The organism is Aristaeella lactis (assembly GCF_018118585.1).
Lineage (GTDB): Bacteria > Bacillota > Clostridia > Christensenellales > Aristaeellaceae > Aristaeella > Aristaeella lactis.
The window spans coordinates 1,705,878-1,730,595 of the sequence record NZ_CP069421.1 but is presented as its reverse complement, the minus strand read 5'-3'; the positions used below and the strand labels follow the sequence as shown (position 1 = coordinate 1,730,595).

The following is a 24,718-nucleotide window of genomic DNA, read 5'->3' as shown; positions in this document are numbered from 1 at the left end:
GTATGCTGATAAAAAGTTTGCTGACTGAGCGAGGGATACAAGCATGTTTCTGCCAAGGGTGAAAGTGGAACTGATCAATCCGGAGGACAATATCCGGTTTATCCGGAACTATCTCGGGAAGGAAAAAAAGGATAATACCACCAGGCCTTTCTATGAAAAGACGCTTGCCCTGTACCCGGAACTGCGGGATATTGACCGGGCCGTGGATGAAGCCGAAAGGGAAGAGATGATCCGCCGGGCGGTCACAAAACGGCTGGAGGAAAACAGGGAAGAGATCCGGAAGAGGATGGATTACTTTTCCGAACGGTTTGATACGTTCATGGACGGGTTTATCGAAGCCAGCTGCCGGCTTTTCAACTACGAATGGAAGCCGGACCAGCCGGTGATCACCTGCTACACCGGATACCTGCCCTTCTATCCGAGAAGTGCCGCAGAAAAGGTTTTCTTTGTTTCCTACCAGGACGAGGAGAGGGTCTTCTCCGGGGCAGTTCACGAGATCAACCACATGATTTTCTTTGACAAATGGAATGAGATGCACGGAGGAAACGTCACTGAGCCCGCATGGCCGGATCCGCTGTGGTACCTGGAGGAAATCATTGTAGATCCAACGCTGAACGAGAAAAGCGTAAGAAAACATACCCTGTATGAGAACAGGGCTTATCCCCAATTCTACGAACCCGGTGAAACGGGGGAAAGTATGATGGACCGGATTCTAAAATTATTCCGGTCCCGGAAGAGTATGGAGGACTTCCTGGAGGAAGCCTATGCTGCTATATGCAAGGAAATAAAAGGCTGAACGGGTTTTCCGGGACCCGGGAAAAAGGGTATCCGGAGAAGTCTTGAAAAAACCGGACAAACAGCATATAATCAGAAAACAGTTCACGGAAGGGGTGAGACAGCATGTTCAATATCGGGTTTTCGGAACTGATCGTTGTGCTGCTCATAGCCTTTCTGGTTGTCGGCCCGAAGGACCTGCCGAAGGTGGCCCGCTGGCTGGGCCGGATGGTCAAAAAACTGAAACAGCTGATCCGCGAGGTCAAACAGGAAACCGGATGGGATGACCTGGAAAAGGAACTCAAGGATACAAAGGCATCCGTGACAGACCTGAAAAAAGACCTGGATGTTACGTCTGAACTGAAAGGAGCCACAGCTGACCTGAACAAGAGCCTGAACAGCGTAAAGGACGAACTCCATCAGACAGGGAAAGAGATTCAGGCGGAGACCAGAGAGATTGAAAAAGAGACCATGAAAAAATAAGCCTGCAGCGTCAGGCATAAGGAGGATACATCTATGCGTCTGGGAACTACGGAAATCATCCTGATTGTGGTGCTTGCACTGGTACTGTTCGGCGGCGGCAAACTGGCCGGTGTCGGTAAAGCCCTGGGAAAGAGCATCAAGGACTTCAAGCATGAAGTGAAGGAAGATGACGACAAGTCCGAAGAGGACGGGGAAGAGGAAAAGCCTGCTCAGAAAACCACCAAGGCGAAGAAATAATAAGGCTGTCCTGATCGTATGAGAAAAAAGAATCAACAAGAGCTTCAGCCTGATCAGGGACAGAACGAACAGGAAGAAGCGCAGCTGCAGGGCGCACCGCTGCTGGTTCACCTGCAGGCGCTGCGGCATGTGCTGATCGTGTCCGCTTTGGCGGTGGTCATTGCTTTCTTCCTGGTGTTCTACCTGGCGATTGAGAAGCTGATGGCCTGGATCATCGGTCCTATTGCGGACCGGGGGATCCAGATCATTTATACCGCCATGTCCGAAGCGCTGGTCACCAAATTCAAGGTGGCCATCATCGCCGCCATCATTCTGGCTTCGCCGGTGATCATCTGGCAGATCTGGAGCTTTATCAAGCCCGCCCTTTTCCCGAAGGAAAAGAAAGCGTTCCGTGTACTGTTCCTGATCGCCCTGATGCTGTTCCTGCTGGGCGTGGTGTTCTGCTATCTGGCTGTGTACATGCTGGCGGTGGACTTTTTCCTGGTCGCGGGTGACAACCTGGCGACACCGATGCTGTCCATCGACAAATATGTCAGCTTCCTGTTTGGGTTTATTGTTCCTTTCGGACTGGCATTCCAGCTGCCTGTGGCGCTTTATCTCACTACCCGTGTCGGCTGGACCGATTACAAAATGCTGGCTTCCAAACGGAAGTTTGTGATCCTTGGCATTTTCGTATTCGCTGCCATCCTGACTCCGCCGGATGTGGTTTCCCAGCTGGCACTGGGCCTGCCGATGATCCTGCTTTATGAGATCGGGATCCAGGCCTGCAGGCTGACCAGAAAAAGGGAAAGAGAATAAAACAAAACATAAAACTGACCGTCCGTTTTATCAGGACGGTCAGTTTTTCATTTGATGATCTGGCTGAAAACCTCTTTGGAGACCTCTATAAACTGATTCAGGACGGCGGAACGGGGTTCCCGGTATACAAAACCAACCGGCCATTTCATGTCCATTTCCAGCGGGACGGTCCTGAGGGGAAGAAACTGTGAACCGACGTGGGGCGGAACCAGGCCGATATGACCGTCCTCAAAGGAACGGATCAGGGTGTAGGAGTCCATGACACGGGGGTCTTCGCTGATCTCGATGTCCGGGTAGTTCTGTTCCACGTATTCCCGGAGACCGGGAAGGCGGTCAAAACGGTACACGATGATATGCTGCCCGCTGAGATCCTCCAGGGTCAGTTTTTTCCTGGAAGCCAGGGGATGGCCGGGGGACATGAGGACGTCACGGCCTTCCCAGAACAGGGGTTCAAAATTCCGGCCGGATGCATGAGCCCGGGGACAGTCAAAGTATTCAATCACATCCAGGGCGCCGCGGTCCAGGTCTATGAAAAGCTGATCTTCACTTTCCATAACCGGCTTCTGGACGATCTCGGGATATTTCTGGAAAAAGGGACCGCTGACCCGGGGAAAAAGGTCGGGCTGCAGGCCCAGAATGGCCCCGACGCGCAGACAGCTGCTGAGGGATGCTGTCTCCCGGCAGCGGGTCAGCAGCGACTCCACATCAGACCGGAGCCGGATGATCCCGTCCAGAAAGGTTTGACCTGCCGCCGTCAGGCGGATTCCGGAAGCGCTGCGCTCAAAAAGTTTGAAGCCGACATCGGCTTCCAGACGGTTGATCTGCTGCTGCAGAGCAGGGGAGGAAATAAACAGGGCGTCTGCGGCGGCGTTGATGCTGTTGTATTTTGTGACGGTGATGAAGGTGTCCAGGTTCTTTGTGTTCATAGTGCCTCTCCGAATCTCTTTCGGGTGAAAAGTTTTTCCTTTTCACATTTATACAAGAAATCTTCTTCAAATGCAAGAAAAATAGTATTAAGATACAAGTACATTAAAAAGCCAGTTAGTGGCTGAATAGGAAGGAGTCTTTTGTTGTGGAAAAAAATATTTCCCGCCGTTCATTCCTGAAGGGTGCCGCCATCGGTGCCGCTGGACTGACGGTTGCCAGCGCCGGCCTGAACCTCCGGCAGGCAAAGGCTGAAGATGAGATTGCATGGGACGCTGAGTATGACGTAGTCGTGCTGGGCTTCGGCGGCGCCGGCGCCAACGCGGCTGTTGCCGCTTACGAACAGGGAGCCAAGGTGCTGCTGGCTGAAAAAGCCCCCGAAGGCGCTGAAGGCGGAAACACTGCGGTTTCCGGCCAGTTCGTTATGTCCACCGACGATGCTGACGGACTGTATGAATACCTGACCACCCTGATGGGCAAATTCCAGAACTGGGATCCGGACGCTGTCCGCGCTTACTGCGAAGGCTGCGTTGAGAACTATGCCTGGATGACCGGCCCCATGGGCGGTGATCCCGCGATCATTTCTCCCACCGACCATCCCTCCGCCGGCATGGAAGCCATGAACAAGGACTGGAAACTGGCTGACGGCAGCGACGGCAACCTGACCGACCCCTACAAGCTGGGCCGGACCGACTACTGGTATTACAACTGGGCTGAGTTCCCGGAAATCCCCGCCAGCAAACACTGCCTGTGCCTGACCGCTACCGGTTCCCGCTTCGACCGCGGCTATTACAATCTGTGCCAGGAAGCTGTGAAAGCCCGTCCCATCGACGTGTGGTTCTCCGCTCCCGGCAAGAAGCTGATTACCGATGCTGAAGGCGCTGTAATCGGTGTGATCATCAACAAGGAAGGTTCCGACCTGAAGATCAAGGTCAACGGCGGCGTGGTTCTCGCCTGCGGCGGTTTCGAACACAACCAGGAAATGGTTTCCAGCTATCTGCAGATGCCCTATGTACATCAGCAGGGCGGCCTGTATAACGACGGTGACGGGATCAAGATGGCCCTGGGCGCAGGTGCCGACCTGTGGCATATGTCCAACTCCGCCGGCTTTACCTGGACCCACAAGCGGCCTCACCTGGACGCTGTGAGCCTGTTCAGCGGCCCCAACGCCACCAGCGGTATCTACGTCGGCCTCGGCGGCGACCGGTTCATGGATGAATCCGGTGCTACCCGCCACGGCCGTATCTACATCGGCGGCCGCTGGATCTCCACTCCCATGCCCCTGCCTGCTTACCTGGTGCAGGATTCCGATCAGCTGGCTGCCGGTAAGAAGCTGGTCAGCGCCTTCTCTGACGGATATGTGGACGAACTGAAGACCGGTGAAGTCCTGATGGGCGAAACCCTGGAAGACCTGGCAGAAGCGATCCGCAATTCCGAAGGCGGCAAGGACGCTCCCGACTTCAGCACCGAGCGCTTCGTCGCCGCGGTCAACGCTTACAACAAGCGCTATGACGCCGGTGAGGATGCCGACTACGGCCGTCCCTTCAACACCATGGTGCCTGTCAAGAAGGGTCCCTTCTATGCCACCAAGATCGGCCCGACCTACTTCAACACCCAGGGCGGTCCCCGCAAGAACAAGTTCAGTCAGGTTATCAACACCGACGGACTGCCGATCGAAGGCCTCTTCGAAGCTGGTGAGATGGGCTCCATCTTCTGCGATATGTACAACGGCTCTGGCAACCTGGGCGAGACCATGGTCTTCGGCCGCATCTCCGGTACCAACGCTGCCAAGCGCGCCAAGGGCGAGTTCAAGAGCGAAGACACTCCTGTGACCACCTTCGTCGGTGAGATCTACGCGCCCGGCACAACCCGTCCCGCCAGCGCCATCGCTGCCGCTTCCGAGAACGTCACCGGTACCTTCAAGGACGGCGAATACGAAGGCGAAGGCAACGGCATCAACGGCAAGATCAAGGTGAAGGTCATCATCAAGGACGGTAAGATCGAAAACGTCGAAATCCTTGAGCATGCTGAAACTGAAGGCCTCGGCGGTGTTGCGCTGCCGCAGTATGCCGCGCAGACCGTTGAAAAGCAGAGCCTGGACATCGATGTGGTTTCCGGTGTGACCGTTTCCATGAACGGCTACAAGGAAGCTGTCAACGACGCTCTGTCCAAGGCCGTTGAATAAGACATTCAGAGTCTTCTTCATATTTCCAGCGTATGGGGTTCCGCGAAAGCGGAACCCCATACTGTTTTGTGCTTCCTGGAGATTGCCCAGACTGCCTATACCCGGATGAATTCCTATCAGTACTGATCAGGAGAACAAGAATCCGGCCGGAAAATAATCCGGCCGGTTTTTATTGCCCGCAGCTGTGCTGTGTGATATGCTATAAAACAATCTGGTTGTAAGTTTTATACAGCTTTCCCGGGCACAGTACCGGAATGAAATCAACATGGTTGAAAGTCTTCGGACGGAGGGCGAGAAGCAATATGCGGCATGAGGTCATTACCCTTCCCGGAACGGGAGCAGAACTGGAAATCTATCTGGCGGACAACCGGGCGGTGGAACCGGAAAGAAGAAGGCCGCTTGCGCTGATTTTTCCCGGCGGCGCCTATGCCTGGCGCAGCGACCGGGAAGCGGAGCCGGTGGCCCTGCGCCTGCTGTCCCTGGGGATCCAGGCGGCGGTAGTCCGCTATTCTGTGGCACCGGTGCGCTATCCGAAGGCACTGGAGGAGGCGGCGGAGGCTGTGGCCTATGCCCGGGCACATGCGGGAGAGTGGCTGTGCGATCCGCACAGGATCGCGGTTATGGGCTTTTCCGCCGGCGGACATGCGGCGGCGCATATCGGTTTGAAATGGCATCAGATGCCGCAGGGAAAGACCTGCAGGCCGGACGCCATGATCCTTTCCTATCCGGTCATTACTTCCGGGGAATATTCCCACCGGGAATCCATCGAAAACCTCCTGGGAGATGAATATGAGAACCTGAAGGACGAAGTGTCGCTGGAAAAGTTTGTGCGGGAGGATACCCCGCCGGTATTCCTTTGGCATACCCGGGAGGACGGCTGCGTTCCTGTTGAGAACAGCCTTTTGCTGGCGGAGGCGCTCTGCAGAAAGGGCATTGCTTTTGAACTGCACATCTGGCAGCAGGGAGAACACGGCCTGTCCCTGTCCAGCGACCAGGTTTATCCGGCAGGAGCGGAGAGTATCCGGGCTGAGTGCCGGGAATGGATCGAAATGGCTGCCCGCTGGCTGCGGGCGATATGATACCGCACGGAGGCAGAAATGAAAGAAATGCGCTGGTGTGCTATCGGGGATTCCTTCACGTACCTGAATGATCACCTGGATGAAACAGGATACAGGGTGAAAAAGGGATATCTTTCCAGGATCGGGGAGAAGATTCCGGAACTGAAACTGAATAATATCGGGATTAACGGATCCACATTCCAGGACTGGATTGCCCAGCCGATTCCGGAAGCAGATCTCTATACAGTCCTGCTGGGAACCAATGACTGGCACTGGGGGATGCCCCTGGGCTCGGAAGCTGATTTCAGCAGCAGAACAGCCGGGACGATTCTGGGCAACCTGGGAATCCTGCTGGATCATATCCGGAAAGCATCTCCCGAGGCCTGTATCATTGTGGGCAACCCGGTGGAACGCACGGATTTCGTATACCTGTGGGATCCGGAAAACAACGCGCAGGGAAGCTATGCGCCGGAGCATGGACAGAAACTGTCTGAAGTATCGGCAGGAATTCTTAAATGCTGCGAGCTTGAGGGGATCGCAACGGTTAACTGTCACGATCTTTCCGGCTTTACGCCGGAAAACGCGGTCCGGTTCAAGCGCGTCCGACGAGGAGACCGGACAGAAGATCTGGTTTTTCCGGATTATACAGGCGTCCCGTTTTCGCCCGGGGAGGATCCCTATCCCTATCCGCCGGAGGCGGCCTGGATGACCTATGACGGACTGCATCCGACAGACGAAGGATGCGAAATCCTGGCCGGTCTGTTTGCGGAAAAAATCTGTGAGAAAACCGGCAGGCATATGCCGTAAAACCACGGATGCAGGCTGATGCACAATGGAATCTGTAAGATAACGGAGCGGATTATGGAACTGGCGGAATATGAGGAAAAACACGTCAGGGTGACGGAGAAACATATACAGGAATCGCTGTATATTTTCCGGCAGAATACAGCCTGCATGAGTATGGCGAAGAAGAGGCAGGAATCAGGATCGGAGATATTCTCCTCTATGAATCGCAGATTGATTCCATTGAGGAAGCGGAAGTGCACGGAACAGCGGAGCTCCGGACAAAACGGCTGATCCTGCGGAGATACAGTCTCCATGACGCAGCAACGCTGTATGAGGAGTTTGGGACAGATCCGACGGCATATCAGTATTCCGGCTGGAATCCTTATGCATCTCCCGAAATGGCGGAGGAGACGGTGCGCGGGTTTATGGATAGTTACCGTGACAGGCATTTCTATGGCTGGGCGATTGACTCGGAAGATGTGCTGTATGGAACGATCGGAGCCTATGACTATCAGGATGACCGGATTGAGGTCGGGTTCAGCATCGTCAGGGCGTGCAGGGGAAGAGGCTATGCCACTGAGGCACTGAAGGCCGTGCTGACCTATCTGACGGAAAACGAGGGGATTGGCTGTGTGACGGCCTGGTGTGCCGCGGAGAATGCCGGATCGCGCAAAGTGCTGGAGAAGGCGGGAATGCATCTGATCCGCACCGAGAAGGACGGACTGACCATCGGGCAGCAGACATATGACAAACTGATTTATGAATACAGGAATACACGGAACGGGCTGTGAAAGCAGCCTGTTTTTTGATTGCCCGGGAGTACCGGATATGGTATTCTTGAGCAGGAAAAGAAAAACAGAAACGGATGGGAATCAAAAGGAAGGCATAAGCCTGAAAAGAAAAGGGGATGCCTGAATATAAGGAGGATGGAATCATGCAGTTTATTGTCAAAGCCTATGACGGAAAAAATATGCTGGAGAAAAGGATGGCCGTCAGGCCGCGGCATCTGGAGGGCATGAAGGCCCTCGGAAAACAGATCATCTGTGCCGGGGGACTGCTGGATGAAGAGGGCAGGATGAAGGGTTCCGCACTGGTCATGGAATTTGAAGACAGGGCTGCTCTGGATGCCTATCTTGCGGCTGAACCGTATGTGACCGAGGGCGTCTGGGAGAAAATAGAAGTGGAACCGATGAACGTGGTTCTGGTTCTGGGAGAAAAAACGGTAAAATAAAAAACCTGGAAGGCAAAATGGTTCGGGGAGCTGACCAGGGGGAACCCGGTGAGATTCTCCGGACACGCTTTGAAATCTTCGCAGCGGAGCAACAATGTGACTATAAGGCCATAGACGGTATGGATGAAAAAGACCTTCCTGTTTTTGCGAAGAGGACGGGCGGGGAACTGCTGATATGAAAGAAAAAGGAGGTTATCCCGTGAAAAAAATGCTTTCGCTTCTTTTAACTGTAATCCTCTGCCTCACAATGGCAGTTTCCGTAATCGCGGAGGATACCGCGGCACAGATGTCCGGAATCACGGTGGCTGATATCCAGAAGTATGGCAACCTGGTCCTCTCCGTCAGCGGAACAGACCTGATGGCGGAAGGTTTTTCCTATGGCGATATTGTGGATGTGACGATCAACGGACAGGTGTATGAAATGCCTGTAGGCAGCAATTTCGCGGATGTTGACCAGGGAGAAATGATCTGCAGGGTTGTGGTCAAGGAGGAACCGAAGGAGGACTATGTCATCCTGGCGATCAACATGGGCGACCTGGCCACCACGGCGGGTATTGCCGTAAAGCAGACAACGGAGGAAGCTCCCGGCTTCCTGTGGGAATATAACGAGGGCGTGCAGACACCTGTTGCTGTGACCATCGGGATGAAGGAAAAGGGCGGATATTATGACCAGTGGACAATCCGCCAGCTGGTACGGAGCGAGAAAAGGGAAGACTATCCCGGACTGACAGACGCTGAATTTGCTAATTTCCGCATGATCAGGGCGGGACGAATCGCGGACGGAAAACTGTATCGTTCCTCCTCCCCGGTCAATCCTGAGATCGGCCGGAACACGTATGCGGATGCCGCTGCCGCGGAGGCGGGCGTAAAGACCTTCATCAATCTTGCTGACAATGAAGAAACCATGCGCCTTTATGAGGGTTTCAATGACAGCTATTATGCCAAACAGCAGATCATTGCCCTGAACCTTGGCGTTGACTTCAGCGCTGATTCATTCAGGGAGGGCCTGGCGAAAGGCCTGCGTTTCATCGCTACGGGTGAAGCACCCTATCTGATCCACTGCAACGAAGGAAAGGACAGGGCCGGCTTCACCTCCGCCATCCTGGAATGCCTGATGGGCGCAACCGCCGATGAAGTGGTGGCTGACTACATGATCACCTATCATAACTATTATGGCGTCGAGCTCGGCACGGAACAGTATGATATCATTGCCGGGAGCAACATTATGAAGTCCCTGGCGACGTCCTTCGGACTGGAGACCATTGAGGGAGCAGACCTGCAGGCCTGCGCGGAAAAGTACCTGCTGAGCATAGGACTGACACAGGAAGAAATCTCCGCGGTACAAACGGCACTGGGTGAATAACAGGAAAGACAGATTACCGGCTGACAACAGTCAGCCGGTTTTTTGTTGCCCGGGGGTATGTTCTATGGTATGCTAATTCAGATACCAAGAGCCAGATCATTAGGGATGAATAAAAAATGCGCCCTAAGCATTATTCATAAAGGGAATTGAGAATCATGCCGAACAGAAAAGGAACCGTTCTGGATATGACACAGGGAAACGCGGTCAGGAAGATCCTGGCTTTCGCGATTCCTCTTTTTATCGGAAATATCTTCCAGCAGATCTATTCCATGGTGGATACCATGGTGGCCGGATACTGCCTGGGGGATCAGGCAATCGCCGCAATCGGCGCGACCTCTTCCCTCTACGGACTGATCATTAACCTGGCCTGGGGACTGAACAGCGGATTTGCGCTGATTGTGACGCAGGCCTTCGGAGGCCATGAGAAGGAGAAGATCCGCAGATCCATTGGCCATATGATGGTGCTGGACGGGATCATTACAGCTGTCCTGACCATCCTGGCACTGACCCTCCTGCCTACCCTGATGCGGCTGATGAACACACCTGAAAGCATCTTTGACCAGGCATACAGCTATATGGTGATCATTTTCGGAGGTATGGCAGCGACAATCTGCTACAGTATGTTTGCCGGGATTCTGCGGGCATTCGGGAACAGCAAAACACCCCTGTACTTCCTGATCTTTTCCAGTCTGCTGAACGTCGCGCTGGATCTGCTCTTTGTGGCGGTATTCCATATGGGCGTGGGCGGAGCGGCGCTGGCTACCGTTACGGCCCAGGCGGTCTCCGGAATCCTGACCGGCATTTATGTATATCGCAATTACCGCGATATGATGCCGGCGAGGGAGGATTTCCGGCTGGAAAAAGGACTGACAAAAGAGATGCTCGCCACCGGCGGGGCTATGGGATTTATGTACAGCCTGGTGGACATTGGTTCTGTGGTATTCCAGGGAGCGGCAAATGTGCTCGGAGAGACGTATATCGCGGCGCATACCGCAGCCCGGCGGATCATCAATATCCTGATGCAGCCCATGAGCAGCATGATGAACGCTGCCGGGACCTTTGTGGGACAGAACTGGGGCGCGAAGCAGAAGCAGAGAATCCGGGATACGCTGAAAAGCATCATGGGAATACAGATCGCCTGGGGACTGTTTTCCTGCCTGATCGTATACCTATTCGGACGTGCCATCATTCTGTTTACGACCGGAACGCACAACGGGGAGGTCCTGGACAACGCGGTGATGAGCCTGAGGATCCATTTTCCCTTCTTCCCGGTGCTGGGCGTGCTGCTGGCAATGCGGGTCAGCATGCAAAGCATGGGACAGAAAACAGCACCGGTTTTCTCCAGCGTCATTGAACTGCTGATGAAGATCGTCTTTGCTTTGTGGCTGATCCCGTCGCTGGGATTTACCGGCGTCTGCGTGACAGAGCCGGTCACCTGGGTGATCATGACCATTTTCCTGATGACTGTGTATATGGTAAAAACCAGAAAAATGCTGACAGAATAAGGGAAAACGGAACAAGGGGATTGCTTAAGGAAATCAGGATTATACTTATCATAGAAACAAGGAGCTTTTGAGACATTGACCAGGATTTTGTTTATCTGCCACGGCAAAAGTGACTAAGGGGCTGACAGGACACGCCCGGACACGCACTTATCGCGGCAAATCGTGCCGGTCAGAATTGAAATTACTACTACTGTTTTACTACTGGTGAAATTTTGCCGAAAATATGAAAATCAACGCTATATGAAAAAACGCTGGCCTTTTGAAAAACAAGGGTTCGGCGCTTTTTCAGTAGTAAATCATATTATTGATCAAGCGAATATGTTCCGGCTTTATCGGCTTAGCAGATTGATCAGTGCCAGCCGGATAAGGTTTATAGTTGACTTTGTTCGGCAACAGAGTGATTACTACTACGATTCTATGGAGGAGGAGTAGTCAATGAAAGTGCCGATCAATCAGAAATTCAATGAAAATACAAGGGTTCAGCGCTTTTTGGTAGCAAATCTTTTTTGCTGATCGAGGAGAAGAATCAAGGATTCATGCTTCTGGATATTAAAAAAGGATTTGTCTTTCAACTGACAGTTAAATACTCAAAAATCCTGGATATATCTATGCAGAAAATTCAGAGCATTGATTTTGGAGACAAAAAAATCCGCAAATGAAAATCTTTAGAAATACAATGAATTATCCAGAAATTCTCAGGAAAACAGACTAAGAGGGACAAAAAGCATACAGTCGCCGGATAACGGAGTAAATAGGCCAATCTTAAGTTTGACTATCTTTGATCTTTGAATATAATATAATCAGCGTTCGGAAGAACGGGGTGGCCGGAGACCACAAAGTGCACGACCTGCATAAAGGCCAGATTGCGACCCGGCATGACGGGTGAGAAGCCCGGCGATGAAGGCCATGAATGGAGGTTGTTATTATGAGTACTTATCTTCCCAGCGTATTCGGTGAGAACCTGATGGATGTCTTTGATGACTTTGACCGGGACTTCTTCCATGGATTTACCCGTCCTGAGCATGTTCTGTACGGCAGAAATGCACAGCACATGATGAAGACGGATGTAAAGGAAACGGATGAAGGATACGAAGTCGATGTGGATCTGCCCGGATTCAAGAAAGAAGAAATCAAGCTGAATCTGGAAAATGGTTATCTGACAATAGCGACAGAGAAAGCACTGGAAAAGAAGCAGGAGAACAAGAAAGGTAAAGTCCTGCGCCAGGAGCGGTACACCGGCACAATGCAGCGCAGCTTCTATGTCGGTGAAACTGTGACCGAGGAGGACATCAAGGCGAAGTATGAAAACGGTGTGCTGAGTCTGACGATTCCGAAGAAGGAACAGCAGAAGGTTAATGAGAAGAAGCAGATCCTGATCGAAGGTTAACTGACATACCCGCCAATCGGCCCATGTATAGAAAATCAGAGGGCTCCGGCTCAATCGTGAGTCGGGGCCCTCTGCCTTTTCTGTAGCTTTTTCCTGTTATTCTTCCGTTTTTCACTTGCCCTTTATGTTCAGGATATAAGATACCCCTAAGAAGGAGATGGCCTTATGATCAATGATCCCAGTCAGAATAAAAAGCCGCTCATTTTCTACATGGCTGTTGCAGTCATCGTGATTATGCTGCTGAATGCGTTCGTTTTTCCGATGCTTTTGCAGCGCCAGGTTCAGGAAGTCGGTTACAGCGATTTTCTGAAAATGGTGGATTCAAAACAGGTATCAGAAGTATCCATGGATGAAAACGGAGAACAATTGATTTTCATCGCCAAAGGCAAAGACGGACAGGACGGCATCTATAAGACAGCGGTTTTCCCGGATAACAGTCTGCGTCAACGGCTGGAGGATGCCAGAGTTTCGTTTTCCGCACAAATTCCAACGCAGAACAATCTGCTGATCAGCTTTATCATCAGCTGGATAATCCCGATCGCACTGTTCTGGGCATTGGGCCGGATATTATCAAAGCGGATGATGGGCGGGATGAATGCACTGAGCTTCGGTAAATCCGGTGCGAAGATTGTTGCTTCAGAATCAACGGGTGTAACTTTCGAAGATGTAGCCGGTGAGGAAGAAGCCAAGGAAGCACTGAAAGAGATTGTTGATTTTCTGGAGCACCCGGGTAAATATGCCTCCATTGGCGCTAAACTGCCTAAAGGCGCGTTGCTTGTCGGACCGCCTGGAACAGGTAAAACTTTGCTGGCGAAAGCTGTGGCCGGCGAGGCCGAGGTTCCTTTCTTTTCCATTTCCGGCAGCGAATTTGTGGAGATGTTTGTTGGCATGGGTGCAGCAAAAGTCAGGGACCTGTTCAAACAGGCGAACGAAAAGGCACCCTGTATCGTTTTTATTGATGAAATTGATACAATCGGGAAAAAACGTGATACCGGAGCCGGCATCGGCGGCAATGATGAGCGTGAACAGACTCTGAATCAGTTGCTGACAGAAATGGATGGCTTTGACGGAAAAAAGGGTGTGGTCATACTGGCAGCAACTAACCGGCCTGAATCCCTGGATCCAGCTCTTCTGCGCCCAGGTCGTTTTGACAGAAGGATTCCGGTTGAACTGCCCGATGTCGGCGGCCGTGAAGCGATTCTGCGTGTGCACAGCAAGGGGATCAGAATGGCCGATAACATTGACCTGAAAGCTGTCGCCAGGGCAACAAGCGGTGCAAGCGGTGCGGAACTGGCCAATATCATCAATGAGGCAGCTCTGCGTGCGGTGCGGCTGGGCCGCGATACTGTAACACAGGACGACCTGATGGAAAGTGTGGAAACGGTTATCGCCGGTTATCAGCGTAAAAATGCAGTTATGTCTGAGAGTGAAAAGAAAATAGTTTCCTATCACGAAATCGGTCACGCATTGGTGGCAGCTCTGCAGACCGATTCTGCACCTGTGACAAAGATCACGATTATCCCCAGGACATCCGGTGCTCTTGGATATACTATGCAGGTGGATGAAGACGAGCATTATCTGATGTCCCGCGAAGAACTGTATAATAAGATTGTTACCCTGACAGGCGGGCAAGCGGCTGAGCAGCTGGTTTTCCACTCCATCACCACGGGCGCAAGCAATGATATTGAAAAGGCCACCCGGCTGGCACGCGGGATGATTACCCGCTATGGCATGGGCAGTTTTGGTATGGTGGCACTGGAAACACAGAACAGTCAGTATCTGGGTCAGGACACATCCCTGACATGCAGTCCTGCTTTTGCGGAAAAGATTGATGAACAGGTAGTCGCATTGGTAGAAGAAGCCCGGAAGAAAGCAGACAGTATTCTGCGGGAACACGAAGATAAACTCCATGAACTGGCGGCATATCTTCTAAACAAAGAAACCATTACCGGTGAAGAGTTTATGAGCATCCTGAAGGCTGAGGATCAAAAGCCATAAACAGATCGACGGAACTGAACGCTATTGATGAAAATAAAAAACTCCTGAAGTTTGTGCATGACGATGTACGGCAGTGCGCGGCAACCTGAAAGCAAACGGTTAGTCAATTCTGATGGTTTTTGCAGATCTTGACAATACAACGAGATTTTCCGAGAGCAGATGCCGAACATCACGCCCCACGTATGTCGCCATACTTACTGCAGCATTCAGGCGCGGGCAGGTGTGTACTCGAAGACGCTCCAGTACCTTATGGGTCACAGCGACATCGGCGTGACGATGAACACGTACACGCATTTGGGCCTGGAGGACGCACTTGAGGAAGTTGGACGGATGCAGGAGCTGGAAAACGCCAGGAAAGAACAGGAAAAGCTGGCAGGAAAGAAGGAAGAAACTAAGGTGAGCAAGAGGATGTTCCGGGTAGGATAACTGGACAGCGAATTTGACTCCGGCTGCGAAAAGTGGCCGGTTTTTTGTTGCCCGGGGAGAGCTGTATATGGTATCCTTGAAACAGAAATTCCGGTAGTAGAAAAATCCCGTTTTACTACTTTTCTACTACTTTTGGCGGCCTCGATTTGCCGCATTGACCCGCAACCTCAATCGACACGACTGCCCACTGGGCAGCTCGCTTGTTTCGGTTGAGCAAGCATTCGATGAGATTCCCGCCACTGGCGGACGTCGGATGCTTGCCCGCTATTACCGAGTGATGAATTTCATTTTGGAAAACGTGGGACAGATTTGACCCGCAGAGAACTGCGAAAAACGCGGCATCCTGCGGCATTAGGAGGCATCTTGTATCAGTGATTAAAATCTTATTTATCTGCCATGGCAATATCTGTCGAAGCGCTGCTGCGGAAATGGTGATGAAGCAAATGGCGCGGGAACAGCATAGAAATGATCTGAAGATTGCATCCGCTGCTGCAACCCGGGAAGAGATCGGAAATGACGTTTATCCGCCGATGAAAAGGGCGCTGGCGGCAGCCGGATATGAATGCGAATATCACGCGGCAAGGCAGACAACCCGGGCGGAATACGGCGAATGGGATTATATCATCGGGATGGACGATGAAAATATGTGGGACATGAAACGGATTTACGGCGGGGATCCGGAAGGAAAGCTGTCTATGCTGCTGGCTTGGGCCGGGCAGCCGGGACGGGAAATAGACGATCCCTGGTATACAAGGGACTTCAGCGGGGTCCTGAAGCAGATTGAAGAGGGATGCAGGGGTTTGATGCAAAGCATCAAACCCAATGAACAATGAACAATGAAAAATGATATACTGAATACAGCGGGTTTGAAGTAAAAACCAGTACAGTGCAAGATTAAGAGAACCGGGGTGAGTGTATGAACCTGGAGAGGGAGGATTATGTGGATCCGCGGTGCGCTTTGTGCGGTAAACCGGGAGAAGAGGAAACTGTCCAGCCGGTACCGGTGGGCCGGATCATGGATAAGCTCCGGGAATATGAGGACAGGAATGACTGGCCGGCAGTGGAACGCCACCTGAAATACTGGCTGGCAGAGGCGGAAGCCAACCGGGACGAGCGGGGCCAGCTGATGCTGAACAATGAGCTCATGGGCTACTACCGGAAGCAGGGGAAACAGGACCAGGCGTTTGCTCATGCGGAGAAAGCGGCCACACTGGTGGAAAAGCTTGGCATGGAGGACACTGTGACGGCAGGAACCACCTGGGTGAACGCCGGTACGGTGCGGGAAGCTTTCGGGGATCCGGTGGGCGGACTGGCGTTCTTTGAACGGGCACGGGAGAACTATGAAAAGAACCTGCCGCAAAATGACGGCAGGCTGGGCGGCCTGTACAACAACATGGCGCTGTCCCTGTCCGTTTGCGGACGTTATGAGGAAGCCATGGATATGTTCCGCAGGGCAATTGCGGTGATGGCAACACAAGAAAACGGTGAACTGGAGCAGGCGATCACCTGGCTGAACATGGCGGACGCAACAGAGGCCGCCCTGGGCCCGGAAAACGCGGAGGAAGCCGTGGAAGACTACCTGGACAGGGCAGAGACGCTCCTGAACACGGAACACCTGCCGCGAAACGGGTACTATGCTTTTGTCTGTGAGAAATGCGCGCCGGTATTCGGCCACTACGGATACTTTGCCACGGAAGCGGAACTGAAAAAGAGGGCGGAGGAGATCAATGACAGGGCTTGAGCTGGCACGTGCCTACTGGGAAACGTACGGCGTTCCGATGATCCATGATCAGTTTCCGGAATACGAGGAGATCGTCGCCGCGGCTTTGACCGGAAGCGGATCTGAATGCTACGGTTTTGATGACGAGGTTTCCCGGGACCATGATTTTGAACCGGGATTCTGCCTGTTTATTCCCGAGGAGGAGATTGTGGACCGGCGGACAGCTTTTCAGATGGAACGGGCCTACGCGAAGCTTCCGGCGGAATTTGAAGGCTTCCGGCGGCAGAAGCTGCAGCCGGTAGGCGGACAGCGTCACGGCCTGTTCCGGATCGATGAATACTTTACGGATAAGATTGGCTGCCCTCCGGAACAGATGACAACAGAACAATGGCTCCGCATCCCTGAATACGCGCTTGCGGAAGCGGTGAACGGGGAAGTGTTCCGGGATCCGGCGGGACTGCTGACAGACTGCCGGAAGATCCTGGAGGACATGCCGGAAGATATCCGGAGGAAACGGCTGGCGGGCCGGCTGCTGCTGATGGCCCAGAGCGGCCAGTATAACTATCAGCGGTGCCTGAAGCACGGTGAGACCGGCGCGGCGCAGCTGGCTGTGGGAGAGTTCGCACGGAACACCCTGTCGGCGGTATTCCTGCTGAACAGGAAGTATATGCCGTATTACAAGTGGAGCTTCCGGGCATTGAAGGCGCTGCCGGGCGGCGAGGACCTGGGAAGAAGCCTGGAGTGGCTGCTGACCACGGAGAACGGGAAAGAACTGGCGGAAGACAAATATTTCTGCATGGAAGAGATCGCGTCCCAGATTATTGGCCTGCTTCAGGAACAGGGGCTGACAGAAGCAACCTGCGGCGACCTGGAGAAGCACGCGTACTCAGTGAATGACGGGATAAGGGACGGAAGCGTAAGGAATCTGCACGTGTTATATTGTGTATGAAAGGCCTTCGGCCTACTTAAAACTTAAAACTTAAGACTGAAAAATGAATAATGGTGGAAAAAACTCCTGCGGTATCGCAGGAGTTTTTATGATTTATATGTGGTGTTGAAAACTTAGTTAAGGAGATTTTTGATTACGGAAGGGAGTTCGGAAAGACTGTGGATGACACCGTCGGGGTTTACGGATTTGCCGAAGCCATAGGCTGCATGGATGAAGGGAAGACCGGCCTGGAGGGTGGCCTCCTGGTCTTTCTTTGTGTCGCCGATATAGATGCCTTTGGTGTAGCCATTGCGGTCCATGACCAGGCGGATGTTTTCGCCCTTGGACAAGCCGGTACGGCCCCATTCCTCGTAGTCCAGGAAAAGATCAGAGGCTCCGGAGGAGGCAAGGAAAGCGGCTACATATCCCGTCTGGCAGTTGCTGACAACAGCCAGCCCATAGCCTTCCTTTTTCAGGGCTTCCATGGTGGAACGGAAATCCGGATACAATGTGCCGCAATGGGAATAGAGGTATTCCACTTCGTAGTTGCAGCATTGATCAAAGATCGCTTCCCGGTTGGGAATGATCCGGTCGGCATACAGCGTTTCACCAATCTCTTTCATCGTCATTCCCATGACGCTGTGGATATCATCAATGGTAAGCAGGGGCAGGCCGGGAGCCTCACGCTGAAATACTTCATTCCAGGATTCGGCGACGGGTCCGGCAGAGTCCCAGAGGGTTCCGTCCAGGTCAAAAATCAGCAGGGTATCTTTCACCAAAGAGTCCTCCAATCGGAAAAGATAGGGGTATTATATCACAATTCGGAAAACATTCCGAATTGTGGTAATGATATGTTTGCCAAAGGCAAACATGATATATTCTGCCTTCAGCAGAATATGATATATTGAGCCTTCGGCTCAATGTGATATATTCGCCTGACGGCGAATGTTTTTATATACTTACGGCTATTTCACAATCAATAAAACGGAATGACCGATCAAAAATCTTTTATCAAAGGTTATTGACAAATAAAATATATTTGATAAAATATTATTTGCAAAAAGGATTTAAGGAGGAAGTGTCGTGGAACGCTATGACATCGCCATTATCGGAACCGGACCGGCGGGAGTTTCCGCGGCGCTGACTGCAAAGAACCGGAACAAAAGCATCCTGCTCCTGGGCAGCCGGCAGATGAGCGAAAAGGTGGCAAAGGCTCATGAGATCCGCAACTATCCGGGACTGCCGCTTGTGAAGGGAGCGGACCTGGCCGCTGCCTTCCGGGAACAGCTGGACGGTATGGATATACCGATCACGGAAAGCCGGATCGGCGCTGTATATGCCATGGGAGATTATTTCGCCCTGCAGGCCGGGGAGGAAATGCTGGAGGCAAAGACAGTGATTCTTGCGACCGGTGTTGTGATGGCCAAGACCCTGCCGGGAGAGGAAGAACTGCTGGGCCGGGGCGTGAGCTACTGTGCGACCTGCGACGCTCCGCTGTACAGGGGACGCACTGCCGCAGTGATCGGTTACAGCCCCCGGGAAGAAACGGAAGCGGCTTTCCTGGCCGGAGTTTGCAGCAGGGTAATGTATTTCCCGATGTACGCAGACCGGACAGACCTGCCGGAAACGGTGGAAGTGATCCGGGAGAAGCCGGAAGGAATCCTGAAAGCGGAAAACGGCCTGCTGGTGAAAACAGCGGCGGGAGAGTACGCGGCAGACGGGGTATTTGTGCTGCGGGAAGCCGTGGCACCGGGACAGCTTGTACCGGGACTGGAAACAGACGGCGCCCATGTGAAGGTGAACCGAAAGATGGAAACCAACCTGCCGGGAGTATTCGCCTGCGGAGACCTGACCGGGACGCCTTACCAGTATGTGAAGGCGGCCGGGGAAGGAAATGTCGCGGCAATCAGCGCAGCAGCCTATATTGACAAAAAAACAAAAGAATAAAGGAGGATATCAAAATGGTTAAGAAAGTGAACACACAGGAATTTCAGAACGAAGCGATGAAGGCCCCCGTGGCAGTTGTGGACTTTTCCGCCACTTGGTGCGGCCCCTGCCGGTTGCTGGCACCGATCCTGGAGGATGTCTCCGAGAAGTACGAGGGCAAGGTGGCGTTTTTCGCGGTGGACGTGGACGAATCCCCGGAACTGGCCATGCAGTACAGGGTTAATTCTGTACCCTGCCTGGTCCTGCTGAAGGACGGCGTATTTGCTGACCAGAGCGTGGGCTTCCGTCCCGAGCCGCAGCTGACCGCATGGATTGACAACAACCTGTAACAGAACCCAGGGAGGAACGGAAAAATGAGCGATCAGAACAGGAAACAGAACGAAACAGAGTATCCCCAGCTGCAGCTGGACAGCCAGCTCTGTTTTCCGCTGTATGCCTGCGCACGGAAAGTGATCAGCGCTTACACTCCGCTGCTGAAGCCCTTCGGGTTAACCTATACACAGTATATTGTGCTGCTGGCCCTGTGGGAAAACGGCAAGGAAAAGGTCGGAGATGTGTGTCACAAGCTGTATCTGGACTGCGGCACCATGACGCCGATGCTGAAAAAGATGGAGGAGAACGGCTGGATCACACGCTGCCGCTGCAAGGTTGATGAACGCTGTGTCTATGTGGAACTGACTGACAAAGGCTGGGCCCTGCGGGAAGAAGTGAAGGATATACCCGCAAAGATCGGGAAATGTGTCAGCCTTCCGCAGGAAGACGCGTTTGAACTGTACCGGCTGCTGCACAAGCTGCTGGATTCCATGGAAGAATAAAAAAGGAGAAACTGTATGATGAAGAAGCTCGTTGCTGTACTCATGGCCCTGCTCATGCTGACTGCTTCCGCCGCGATGGCGGAAACCGCCCTGGAAGAAATCCAGGCAAGGGGAACCCTGACAATTGCCATGGAAGGTGCCTGGCAGCCCTGGACTTATCACGATGAAAGCGGCGCACTGACCGGTTTTGACGTGGAAGTCGGCGCCCTGATCGCGGAAGGACTGGGCGTAACCCCGGATTACAAGGAAACCGCGTGGGACGGCATCCTGGCCGGCGTGGATTCCGGACGCTTTGACATCGCCTGCAACGGTGTGGGCTATACTGAAAAGCGGGCGGAAAGCTACAGCTTCAGCACGCCTTATGTATATACGGAAATGGTGCTGGTGGTCAGGGCAGACAACGAGGATATCAAGTCCCTGGATGACCTGAAGGGAAAGAAGACCGCGAATTCCCCGAATTCCACTTATGCCATGCGCTCTGAAGCGGCCGGGGCTGAAGTGATCTATGTGGACACCCTGGGTGAGACCATGGAGATGCTGCAGCAGGGCCGCGTGGAGGCAACACTGAACGCCAAGGATTCCGTGGACGCCTATCTGGCGGAACATCCGGAAGCACAGATCAAAGTGGTGCTGAGCGTTGCCGGAGAACCGGTGGCGATTCCTGTACAGAAGGGCGAACGGACAGAAACCCTGGTTGCCGAGATCAACCGGATCCTGGAAGAAGCCCGGCAGAACGGCAAACTGGCGGAACTGAGCAACAAATACTTCGGCCGTGACCTGACAAAGGAAGAATAATCATACGCCGACACAGGTGATTTAAATGACTGAAAGGCTTTGGAACATCCTGACGGATTCCTTTCCCAAGATGCTGGAATACGGAATCAAGGTGACCATTCCGCTGACCATCCTGTCTTTTGCCCTGGCATTGACAGTGGCACTGGGAGTGGCCCTGGTTCAGTATGCCAGGGTGAAGGGAATCCGCCAGATCTGCCGGTTCTACATCTGGATTACCCGCGGCACGCCGCTGCTGGTACAGCTTTATATTGTTTTCTACGGGCTGCCGAAGATCGGCATTGTGCTGGACGCGTTTCCGTCCGCGGTTATTGTCCTGGGACTGAACGAGGCCGCGTATATGGCTGAAACAATCCGCGGAACTCTGGAAAGCGTGAGCGCGGGCCAGCTGGAAGCCGGCTACTGCGTGGGAATGAGCTGGCCGAAGATCATGTGGCACGTGGTGCTGCCCCAGGCGATGAGAACAGCTTTCCCGGCTTTATCCAATTCCATGATCGCCATGCTGAAGGAAACGTCCATGGCGGCAACCATTACGGTGATGGAACTGTTCCGGCAGGCACAGGTGATCAACGGACGAGTATATGAACCGCTGGCCCTGTATATTGAAGCAGCCCTGATCTACCTGATCTTCTGCACGATCCTGACCTGGCTGCAGCACCGCGGAGAGAAAAAACTGGGCAGCTATGGAGGTGTCCGCACATGATGCTGGAGATCCGGGATGTAAAGAAAAGCTTTGACGGACTGACCGTGCTGGACGGTATCAGCCTGGACGTGGAGAAGGGTGATGTTGTGGCCATTCTCGGGCCCAGCGGATCGGGAAAAACCACGTTCCTGCGCTGCCTGAACTTCCTTGAAACCGCGGACAGCGGCAGCCTGGTGTTCGACGGAGAACCCTTTGACCTGCACAAGGCGGGTAAAAAAGACATTGCCCGGCTGAGAAGAAAAACAGCTTTTGTATTCCAGAACTACAACCTGTTCCTGAACAAGACAGTGCTGCAGAATGTGACGCTGGGCCTGACATCCGGAATGGGGATGGAAAGACAGAAAGCGGAGGATATTGCTGTAACCATGCTGAAAAAGGTGGGAATGGCGGATAAGCTGAAGAGCTATCCTTCCCAGCTTTCCGGCGGGCAGCAACAGCGGGTTGCCATTGCCCGGGCAATGGCGACAAATCCGGAAATCATTTATTTTGACGAACCTACCAGCGCACTGGATCCTGAGCTGATCGGGGAGGTGCTGGCGGTCATGCGGCAGCTGGCTGAGGACGGCATGACGATGCTGGTGGTGACCCATGAAATGGATTTTGCACGGAACGTGTCCAATAAAGTCATGTTTATGGAAGGCGGAAAGGTTGTGGAGACCGCCCCGTCGAAACAATTCTTTGAAAACCCGACGGAAGAACGGGCAAGAGAGTTTATACGGAAAATACAGAATCAATGATTCTGTATTTTCTTTTAATGAAGAATGAAGAATTAAGAATGAATAATGATATAATGTGGTTGGGCTGGAAGAAAAGCGGGAAGGAATGAGGGTATGAAGCATACCACAGGAAAGAGTATCAGGATCGCCGTGACGGGGATCCTTTTCCTGCTGCTTCTGACCGGCAGCGCTTCCGCCCTGAAGGAGCGGAAGCTGACCGCATCCTGCCCGTCCGTGAGCGGAGAACAGGTGACCGCCCAGTGGAAACAGGGAGAGATGACACTGTACCTGCCCGGAGTCTGGGACCTGACGAAGATCCGCCTTACGCTGGAAGACTCGGAAACGATCCTGCTCGGGGATGAGAAGACAGCGGTTTCCGCAAATGAAGAATCGGACCTTTCCGGCTTTACAGGCAGAAAACTGAAGGTGCTGGACGGCGGCGGAGAGGGACGGGGAACGCTGACGATCCTTCAGGGATCGCGTATTCCCGGCCTGTTCCTGGAAGTGGACGGGGAAGAACTGAAAAAGGTCAACCGCAGCAAGGACAATGTGATCACGGAAGGCCGAGCGGTCTATACAGAGGCAGACGGCAGCGTATCCTACACGGGCGGGCTGGACCAGTTGAAGGGTCGGGGAAACAATACCTTCCGGTATTCCAAGAAACCCTATCAGATCAAGCTGGCGGAAAAGGCTTCGCTGAGCGGAATGGGAAAGGGCAGGACCTGGGTGCTGCTGGCCAACTGGACAGATCTGAGCCTGCTGCGGAACCAGATCGTACTGGACATGAGCCGGGAGATCGGCCTGAGGAACGCTGTCAGCTGCACACAGGCTGACGTATGGATCAACGGAGCTTACCAGGGCTTGTACCTGGTTACGGAGAAAATCCAGATCGGCAAGGGACGGATCGACATTGCCAACCTGGAGAAAGAAACGGAAAAGGTGAACGGGTATCCTTTTGAGGCCGGGAAGATCGTTACAGAGAAGTCCGCGGCGTATCCGCTTCTGAGAAGTTATCCGCAGGTGAAGGATCCGGAGGATATTACCGGCGGATACATCATGACCATTGAGAAAAAGCACCGGATGAAGGATTATGTGCTGGCCGGGTTCCGGACGGAAAACGAACTCAGCATCCAGATCAAGGAACCAACATATCCGAGCCGCGGACAGGCTGAATACCTGTTTGCCAGGATCACGGAGATGCAGAACGCGCTGATCGCGGAGGATGGGACGGAACCGGCAACCGGAAAACGCTATGACGAGTACCTGGATGTTCAGTCCTTTGCCCGGCGTTTCCTGATCGAGGACTGGTGCAAGAACTATGATTTTATCGGCGGAAGCCAGTTCCTGTATAAGGATTCCGACCTGAATGACCCGCTGATCTATGCCGGGCCTTCCTGGGACTATGACCTGTGTTTCGGGAACATGGAAGACCGGGGATATCCGGCAACAGGGAAATACCTGACGTCCTACCGGAAAAAGACCAATCTTTACTGGCTGCTTTACAGCCATGAAGACTTCCGGAACACGGTGGGGGATATCTGGCAGAACAGCTTCAGGCAGGCCGCGGCGGTGCTGCTGGGCGAAAAAGAGGCGGAACCGGAGGGAGTTATCCGTTCACTGGATGAATACGCGGAACAGATCAGGGACTCCGCGGCAATGAACAGCCGGAGATGGCCGGGAGGCGGAGGAACAACCGGACGCGGAGCCGGCGGAGACTTTGACAACGCGATCAGATATATGAAAGAATGGATCTCCGCCCGGACGGAATGGATGGACGGGGAGTACGGAACAGTAGCTCCGGAAAACGCACAATAGCAAAAAAACATCATTAATACGGAAATCGCCTGCCAGGCGCATTGACAAAGGGGCCGGGCAGGCATACACTTTCTCCCGTAAAGGCAAGGGCGTCTTTAACAGTGTGTGTTAAAGGCGCTTTGTTCTA

General features: G+C 53.2%; 27 protein-coding genes. 25 read left to right on the top strand and 2 right to left on the bottom strand.

Features of this window, described 5'->3' with window-relative positions; translation table 11 throughout:
- Window positions 1-43 precede the first annotated feature (43 nt).
- From JYE50_RS07920 to tatC, 4 genes are all read left to right on the top strand, one after another.
- On the top strand, window positions 44-796 hold the full coding sequence (locus JYE50_RS07920; RefSeq protein WP_084095015.1) for a hypothetical protein: 753 nt from the start codon (window positions 44-46) through the stop codon (window positions 794-796).
- 104 nt (window positions 797-900) lie between these two features.
- A complete protein-coding gene (gene tatB, locus JYE50_RS07915) occupies window positions 901-1,257 on the top strand; it encodes a Sec-independent protein translocase protein TatB (RefSeq protein ID WP_084095014.1) in 357 nt (118 codons plus the stop codon).
- A 33-nt stretch (window positions 1,258-1,290) separates the two neighbouring features.
- The gene (locus JYE50_RS07910; RefSeq protein WP_084095013.1) at window positions 1,291-1,494 is read left to right on the top strand and encodes a twin-arginine translocase TatA/TatE family subunit; all 204 of its coding nucleotides are present in this window, start codon (window positions 1,291-1,293) and stop codon (window positions 1,492-1,494) included.
- An 18-nt stretch (window positions 1,495-1,512) separates the two neighbouring features.
- Window positions 1,513-2,292, top strand: a complete 780-nt coding sequence (tatC, locus tag JYE50_RS07905) for a twin-arginine translocase subunit TatC (protein ID WP_084095012.1) — start codon at window positions 1,513-1,515, stop codon at window positions 2,290-2,292.
- A 47-nt stretch (window positions 2,293-2,339) separates the two neighbouring features.
- On the opposite strand, the gene JYE50_RS07900 is transcribed toward tatC, so the two are convergent.
- Window positions 2,340-3,218, bottom strand: a complete 879-nt coding sequence (locus JYE50_RS07900; protein ID WP_084095011.1) for a LysR family transcriptional regulator — start codon at window positions 3,216-3,218, stop codon at window positions 2,340-2,342.
- A 146-nt stretch (window positions 3,219-3,364) separates the two neighbouring features.
- On the opposite strand from JYE50_RS07900, the gene JYE50_RS07895 reads away from it, so the two are divergent.
- The 14 genes from JYE50_RS07895 to JYE50_RS07830 all read left to right on the top strand — a co-directional run bounded on the left by JYE50_RS07895 (window position 3,365) and on the right by JYE50_RS07830 (window position 17,824).
- Window positions 3,365-5,401, top strand: a complete 2,037-nt coding sequence (locus JYE50_RS07895; protein ID WP_084095010.1) for an FAD-binding protein — start codon at window positions 3,365-3,367, stop codon at window positions 5,399-5,401.
- A 302-nt stretch (window positions 5,402-5,703) separates the two neighbouring features.
- Window positions 5,704-6,480 (top strand): alpha/beta hydrolase, encoded by a 777-nt coding sequence (locus JYE50_RS07890; RefSeq protein WP_084095009.1) that lies wholly within the window; start codon window positions 5,704-5,706, stop codon window positions 6,478-6,480.
- Window positions 6,481-6,498: 18 nt separating this feature from the next.
- The gene (locus tag JYE50_RS07885) at window positions 6,499-7,266 is read left to right on the top strand and encodes an SGNH/GDSL hydrolase family protein (protein WP_084095008.1); all 768 of its coding nucleotides are present in this window, start codon (window positions 6,499-6,501) and stop codon (window positions 7,264-7,266) included.
- Window positions 7,267-7,499: 233 nt separating this feature from the next.
- Window positions 7,500-8,036 (top strand): GNAT family N-acetyltransferase, encoded by a 537-nt coding sequence (locus JYE50_RS07880; RefSeq protein WP_179138244.1) that lies wholly within the window; start codon window positions 7,500-7,502, stop codon window positions 8,034-8,036.
- Between the two features lie 143 nt (window positions 8,037-8,179).
- Entirely contained in the window at window positions 8,180-8,476 is a 297-nt protein-coding gene (locus JYE50_RS07875) for a YciI family protein (protein WP_084095006.1), read from the top strand.
- A gap of 17 nt (window positions 8,477-8,493) precedes the next feature.
- Entirely contained in the window at window positions 8,494-8,655 is a 162-nt protein-coding gene (locus JYE50_RS07870) for a hypothetical protein (protein ID WP_179138243.1), read from the top strand.
- A 29-nt stretch (window positions 8,656-8,684) separates the two neighbouring features.
- Window positions 8,685-9,839: a tyrosine-protein phosphatase gene (locus JYE50_RS07865; protein WP_283399185.1), complete on the top strand. Its 1,155-nt coding sequence runs from the start codon at window positions 8,685-8,687 to the stop codon at window positions 9,837-9,839.
- A gap of 155 nt (window positions 9,840-9,994) precedes the next feature.
- Window positions 9,995-11,344, top strand: coding sequence for an MATE family efflux transporter (locus JYE50_RS07860; protein WP_084095004.1), 1,350 nt, complete (start codon window positions 9,995-9,997; stop codon window positions 11,342-11,344).
- A 925-nt stretch (window positions 11,345-12,269) separates the two neighbouring features.
- A complete protein-coding gene (locus tag JYE50_RS07855; RefSeq protein ID WP_084095002.1) occupies window positions 12,270-12,731 on the top strand; it encodes an Hsp20/alpha crystallin family protein in 462 nt (153 codons plus the stop codon).
- A gap of 165 nt (window positions 12,732-12,896) precedes the next feature.
- Entirely contained in the window at window positions 12,897-14,729 is a 1,833-nt protein-coding gene (gene ftsH, locus JYE50_RS07850; RefSeq protein ID WP_084095001.1) for an ATP-dependent zinc metalloprotease FtsH, read from the top strand.
- A 222-nt stretch (window positions 14,730-14,951) separates the two neighbouring features.
- Entirely contained in the window at window positions 14,952-15,155 is a 204-nt protein-coding gene (locus tag JYE50_RS07845; RefSeq protein WP_436197982.1) for an integrase, read from the top strand.
- A gap of 371 nt (window positions 15,156-15,526) precedes the next feature.
- Window positions 15,527-15,988, top strand: a complete 462-nt coding sequence (locus JYE50_RS07840; protein WP_084095000.1) for a low molecular weight protein-tyrosine-phosphatase — start codon at window positions 15,527-15,529, stop codon at window positions 15,986-15,988.
- An 83-nt stretch (window positions 15,989-16,071) separates the two neighbouring features.
- Window positions 16,072-16,896: a tetratricopeptide repeat protein gene (locus tag JYE50_RS07835; RefSeq protein WP_084094999.1), complete on the top strand. Its 825-nt coding sequence runs from the start codon at window positions 16,072-16,074 to the stop codon at window positions 16,894-16,896.
- The gene (locus JYE50_RS07830; protein WP_084094998.1) at window positions 16,883-17,824 is read left to right on the top strand and encodes a DUF4037 domain-containing protein; all 942 of its coding nucleotides are present in this window, start codon (window positions 16,883-16,885) and stop codon (window positions 17,822-17,824) included. Before JYE50_RS07835 ends, JYE50_RS07830 begins: the two co-directional genes overlap by 14 nt.
- 113 nt (window positions 17,825-17,937) lie before the next feature.
- Here the strand turns inward: JYE50_RS07830 and JYE50_RS07825 are convergent, their stop codons facing one another.
- A complete protein-coding gene (locus JYE50_RS07825) occupies window positions 17,938-18,579 on the bottom strand; it encodes an HAD family hydrolase (RefSeq protein WP_179138241.1) in 642 nt (213 codons plus the stop codon).
- Between the two features lie 307 nt (window positions 18,580-18,886).
- Here JYE50_RS07825 and JYE50_RS07820 point away from each other — a divergent pair, with 307 nt between their 5' ends.
- From JYE50_RS07820 to JYE50_RS07790, 7 genes are all read left to right on the top strand, one after another.
- The gene (locus JYE50_RS07820) at window positions 18,887-19,750 is read left to right on the top strand and encodes an NAD(P)/FAD-dependent oxidoreductase (protein WP_084094996.1); all 864 of its coding nucleotides are present in this window, start codon (window positions 18,887-18,889) and stop codon (window positions 19,748-19,750) included.
- 14 nt (window positions 19,751-19,764) lie between these two features.
- Complete coding sequence (gene trxA / locus JYE50_RS07815) at window positions 19,765-20,079, top strand: thioredoxin (RefSeq protein WP_084094995.1); 315 nt, start codon at window positions 19,765-19,767, stop codon at window positions 20,077-20,079.
- A 24-nt stretch (window positions 20,080-20,103) separates the two neighbouring features.
- Window positions 20,104-20,565 carry a MarR family winged helix-turn-helix transcriptional regulator gene (locus JYE50_RS07810; RefSeq protein WP_084094994.1) on the top strand — a complete coding sequence of 154 codons (462 nt, stop codon included), beginning with the start codon at window positions 20,104-20,106 and terminating at the stop codon, window positions 20,563-20,565.
- A 15-nt stretch (window positions 20,566-20,580) separates the two neighbouring features.
- Entirely contained in the window at window positions 20,581-21,360 is a 780-nt protein-coding gene (locus tag JYE50_RS07805; protein ID WP_084094993.1) for a transporter substrate-binding domain-containing protein, read from the top strand.
- A gap of 25 nt (window positions 21,361-21,385) precedes the next feature.
- Window positions 21,386-22,060, top strand: a complete 675-nt coding sequence (locus JYE50_RS07800; RefSeq protein WP_084094992.1) for an amino acid ABC transporter permease — start codon at window positions 21,386-21,388, stop codon at window positions 22,058-22,060.
- The gene (locus JYE50_RS07795; protein WP_143763592.1) at window positions 22,060-22,797 is read left to right on the top strand and encodes an amino acid ABC transporter ATP-binding protein; all 738 of its coding nucleotides are present in this window, start codon (window positions 22,060-22,062) and stop codon (window positions 22,795-22,797) included. Before JYE50_RS07800 ends, JYE50_RS07795 begins: the two co-directional genes overlap by 1 nt.
- Window positions 22,798-22,890: 93 nt before the next feature.
- The gene (locus tag JYE50_RS07790) at window positions 22,891-24,591 is read left to right on the top strand and encodes a CotH kinase family protein (protein WP_084094990.1); all 1,701 of its coding nucleotides are present in this window, start codon (window positions 22,891-22,893) and stop codon (window positions 24,589-24,591) included.
- The last annotated feature ends 127 nt before the right edge of the window (window positions 24,592-24,718 follow it).

Bases quoted from the DNA above. Each gene is read 5' to 3' on its own strand.
- JYE50_RS07875 (WP_084095006.1), top strand. From the start codon at position 8,180: ATGCAGTTTATTGTCAAAGCCTATGACGGAAAAAATATGCTGGAGAAA.
- JYE50_RS07790 (WP_084094990.1), top strand. From the start codon at position 22,891: ATGAAGCATACCACAGGAAAGAGTATCAGGATCGCCGTGACGGGGATC.
- tatC (WP_084095012.1), top strand. From the start codon at position 1,513: ATGAGAAAAAAGAATCAACAAGAGCTTCAGCCTGATCAGGGACAGAAC.
- JYE50_RS07900 (WP_084095011.1), bottom strand. From the start codon at position 3,218: ATGAACACAAAGAACCTGGACACCTTCATCACCGTCACAAAATACAAC.
- JYE50_RS07890 (WP_084095009.1), top strand. From the start codon at position 5,704: ATGCGGCATGAGGTCATTACCCTTCCCGGAACGGGAGCAGAACTGGAA.
- JYE50_RS07870 (WP_179138243.1), top strand. From the start codon at position 8,494: ATGGTTCGGGGAGCTGACCAGGGGGAACCCGGTGAGATTCTCCGGACA.
- JYE50_RS07885 (WP_084095008.1), top strand. From the start codon at position 6,499: ATGAAAGAAATGCGCTGGTGTGCTATCGGGGATTCCTTCACGTACCTG.
- JYE50_RS07830 (WP_084094998.1), top strand. From the start codon at position 16,883: ATGACAGGGCTTGAGCTGGCACGTGCCTACTGGGAAACGTACGGCGTT.
- JYE50_RS07920 (WP_084095015.1), top strand. From the start codon at position 44: ATGTTTCTGCCAAGGGTGAAAGTGGAACTGATCAATCCGGAGGACAAT.
- trxA (WP_084094995.1), top strand. From the start codon at position 19,765: ATGGTTAAGAAAGTGAACACACAGGAATTTCAGAACGAAGCGATGAAG.
- JYE50_RS07795 (WP_143763592.1), top strand. From the start codon at position 22,060: ATGCTGGAGATCCGGGATGTAAAGAAAAGCTTTGACGGACTGACCGTG.
- JYE50_RS07855 (WP_084095002.1), top strand. From the start codon at position 12,270: ATGAGTACTTATCTTCCCAGCGTATTCGGTGAGAACCTGATGGATGTC.
- JYE50_RS07835 (WP_084094999.1), top strand. From the start codon at position 16,072: ATGAACCTGGAGAGGGAGGATTATGTGGATCCGCGGTGCGCTTTGTGC.
- ftsH (WP_084095001.1), top strand. From the start codon at position 12,897: ATGATCAATGATCCCAGTCAGAATAAAAAGCCGCTCATTTTCTACATG.
- JYE50_RS07805 (WP_084094993.1), top strand. From the start codon at position 20,581: ATGATGAAGAAGCTCGTTGCTGTACTCATGGCCCTGCTCATGCTGACT.
- JYE50_RS07910 (WP_084095013.1), top strand. From the start codon at position 1,291: ATGCGTCTGGGAACTACGGAAATCATCCTGATTGTGGTGCTTGCACTG.
- JYE50_RS07860 (WP_084095004.1), top strand. From the start codon at position 9,995: ATGCCGAACAGAAAAGGAACCGTTCTGGATATGACACAGGGAAACGCG.
- tatB (WP_084095014.1), top strand. From the start codon at position 901: ATGTTCAATATCGGGTTTTCGGAACTGATCGTTGTGCTGCTCATAGCC.
- JYE50_RS07800 (WP_084094992.1), top strand. From the start codon at position 21,386: ATGACTGAAAGGCTTTGGAACATCCTGACGGATTCCTTTCCCAAGATG.
- JYE50_RS07810 (WP_084094994.1), top strand. From the start codon at position 20,104: ATGAGCGATCAGAACAGGAAACAGAACGAAACAGAGTATCCCCAGCTG.
- JYE50_RS07865 (WP_283399185.1), top strand. From the start codon at position 8,685: ATGCTTTCGCTTCTTTTAACTGTAATCCTCTGCCTCACAATGGCAGTT.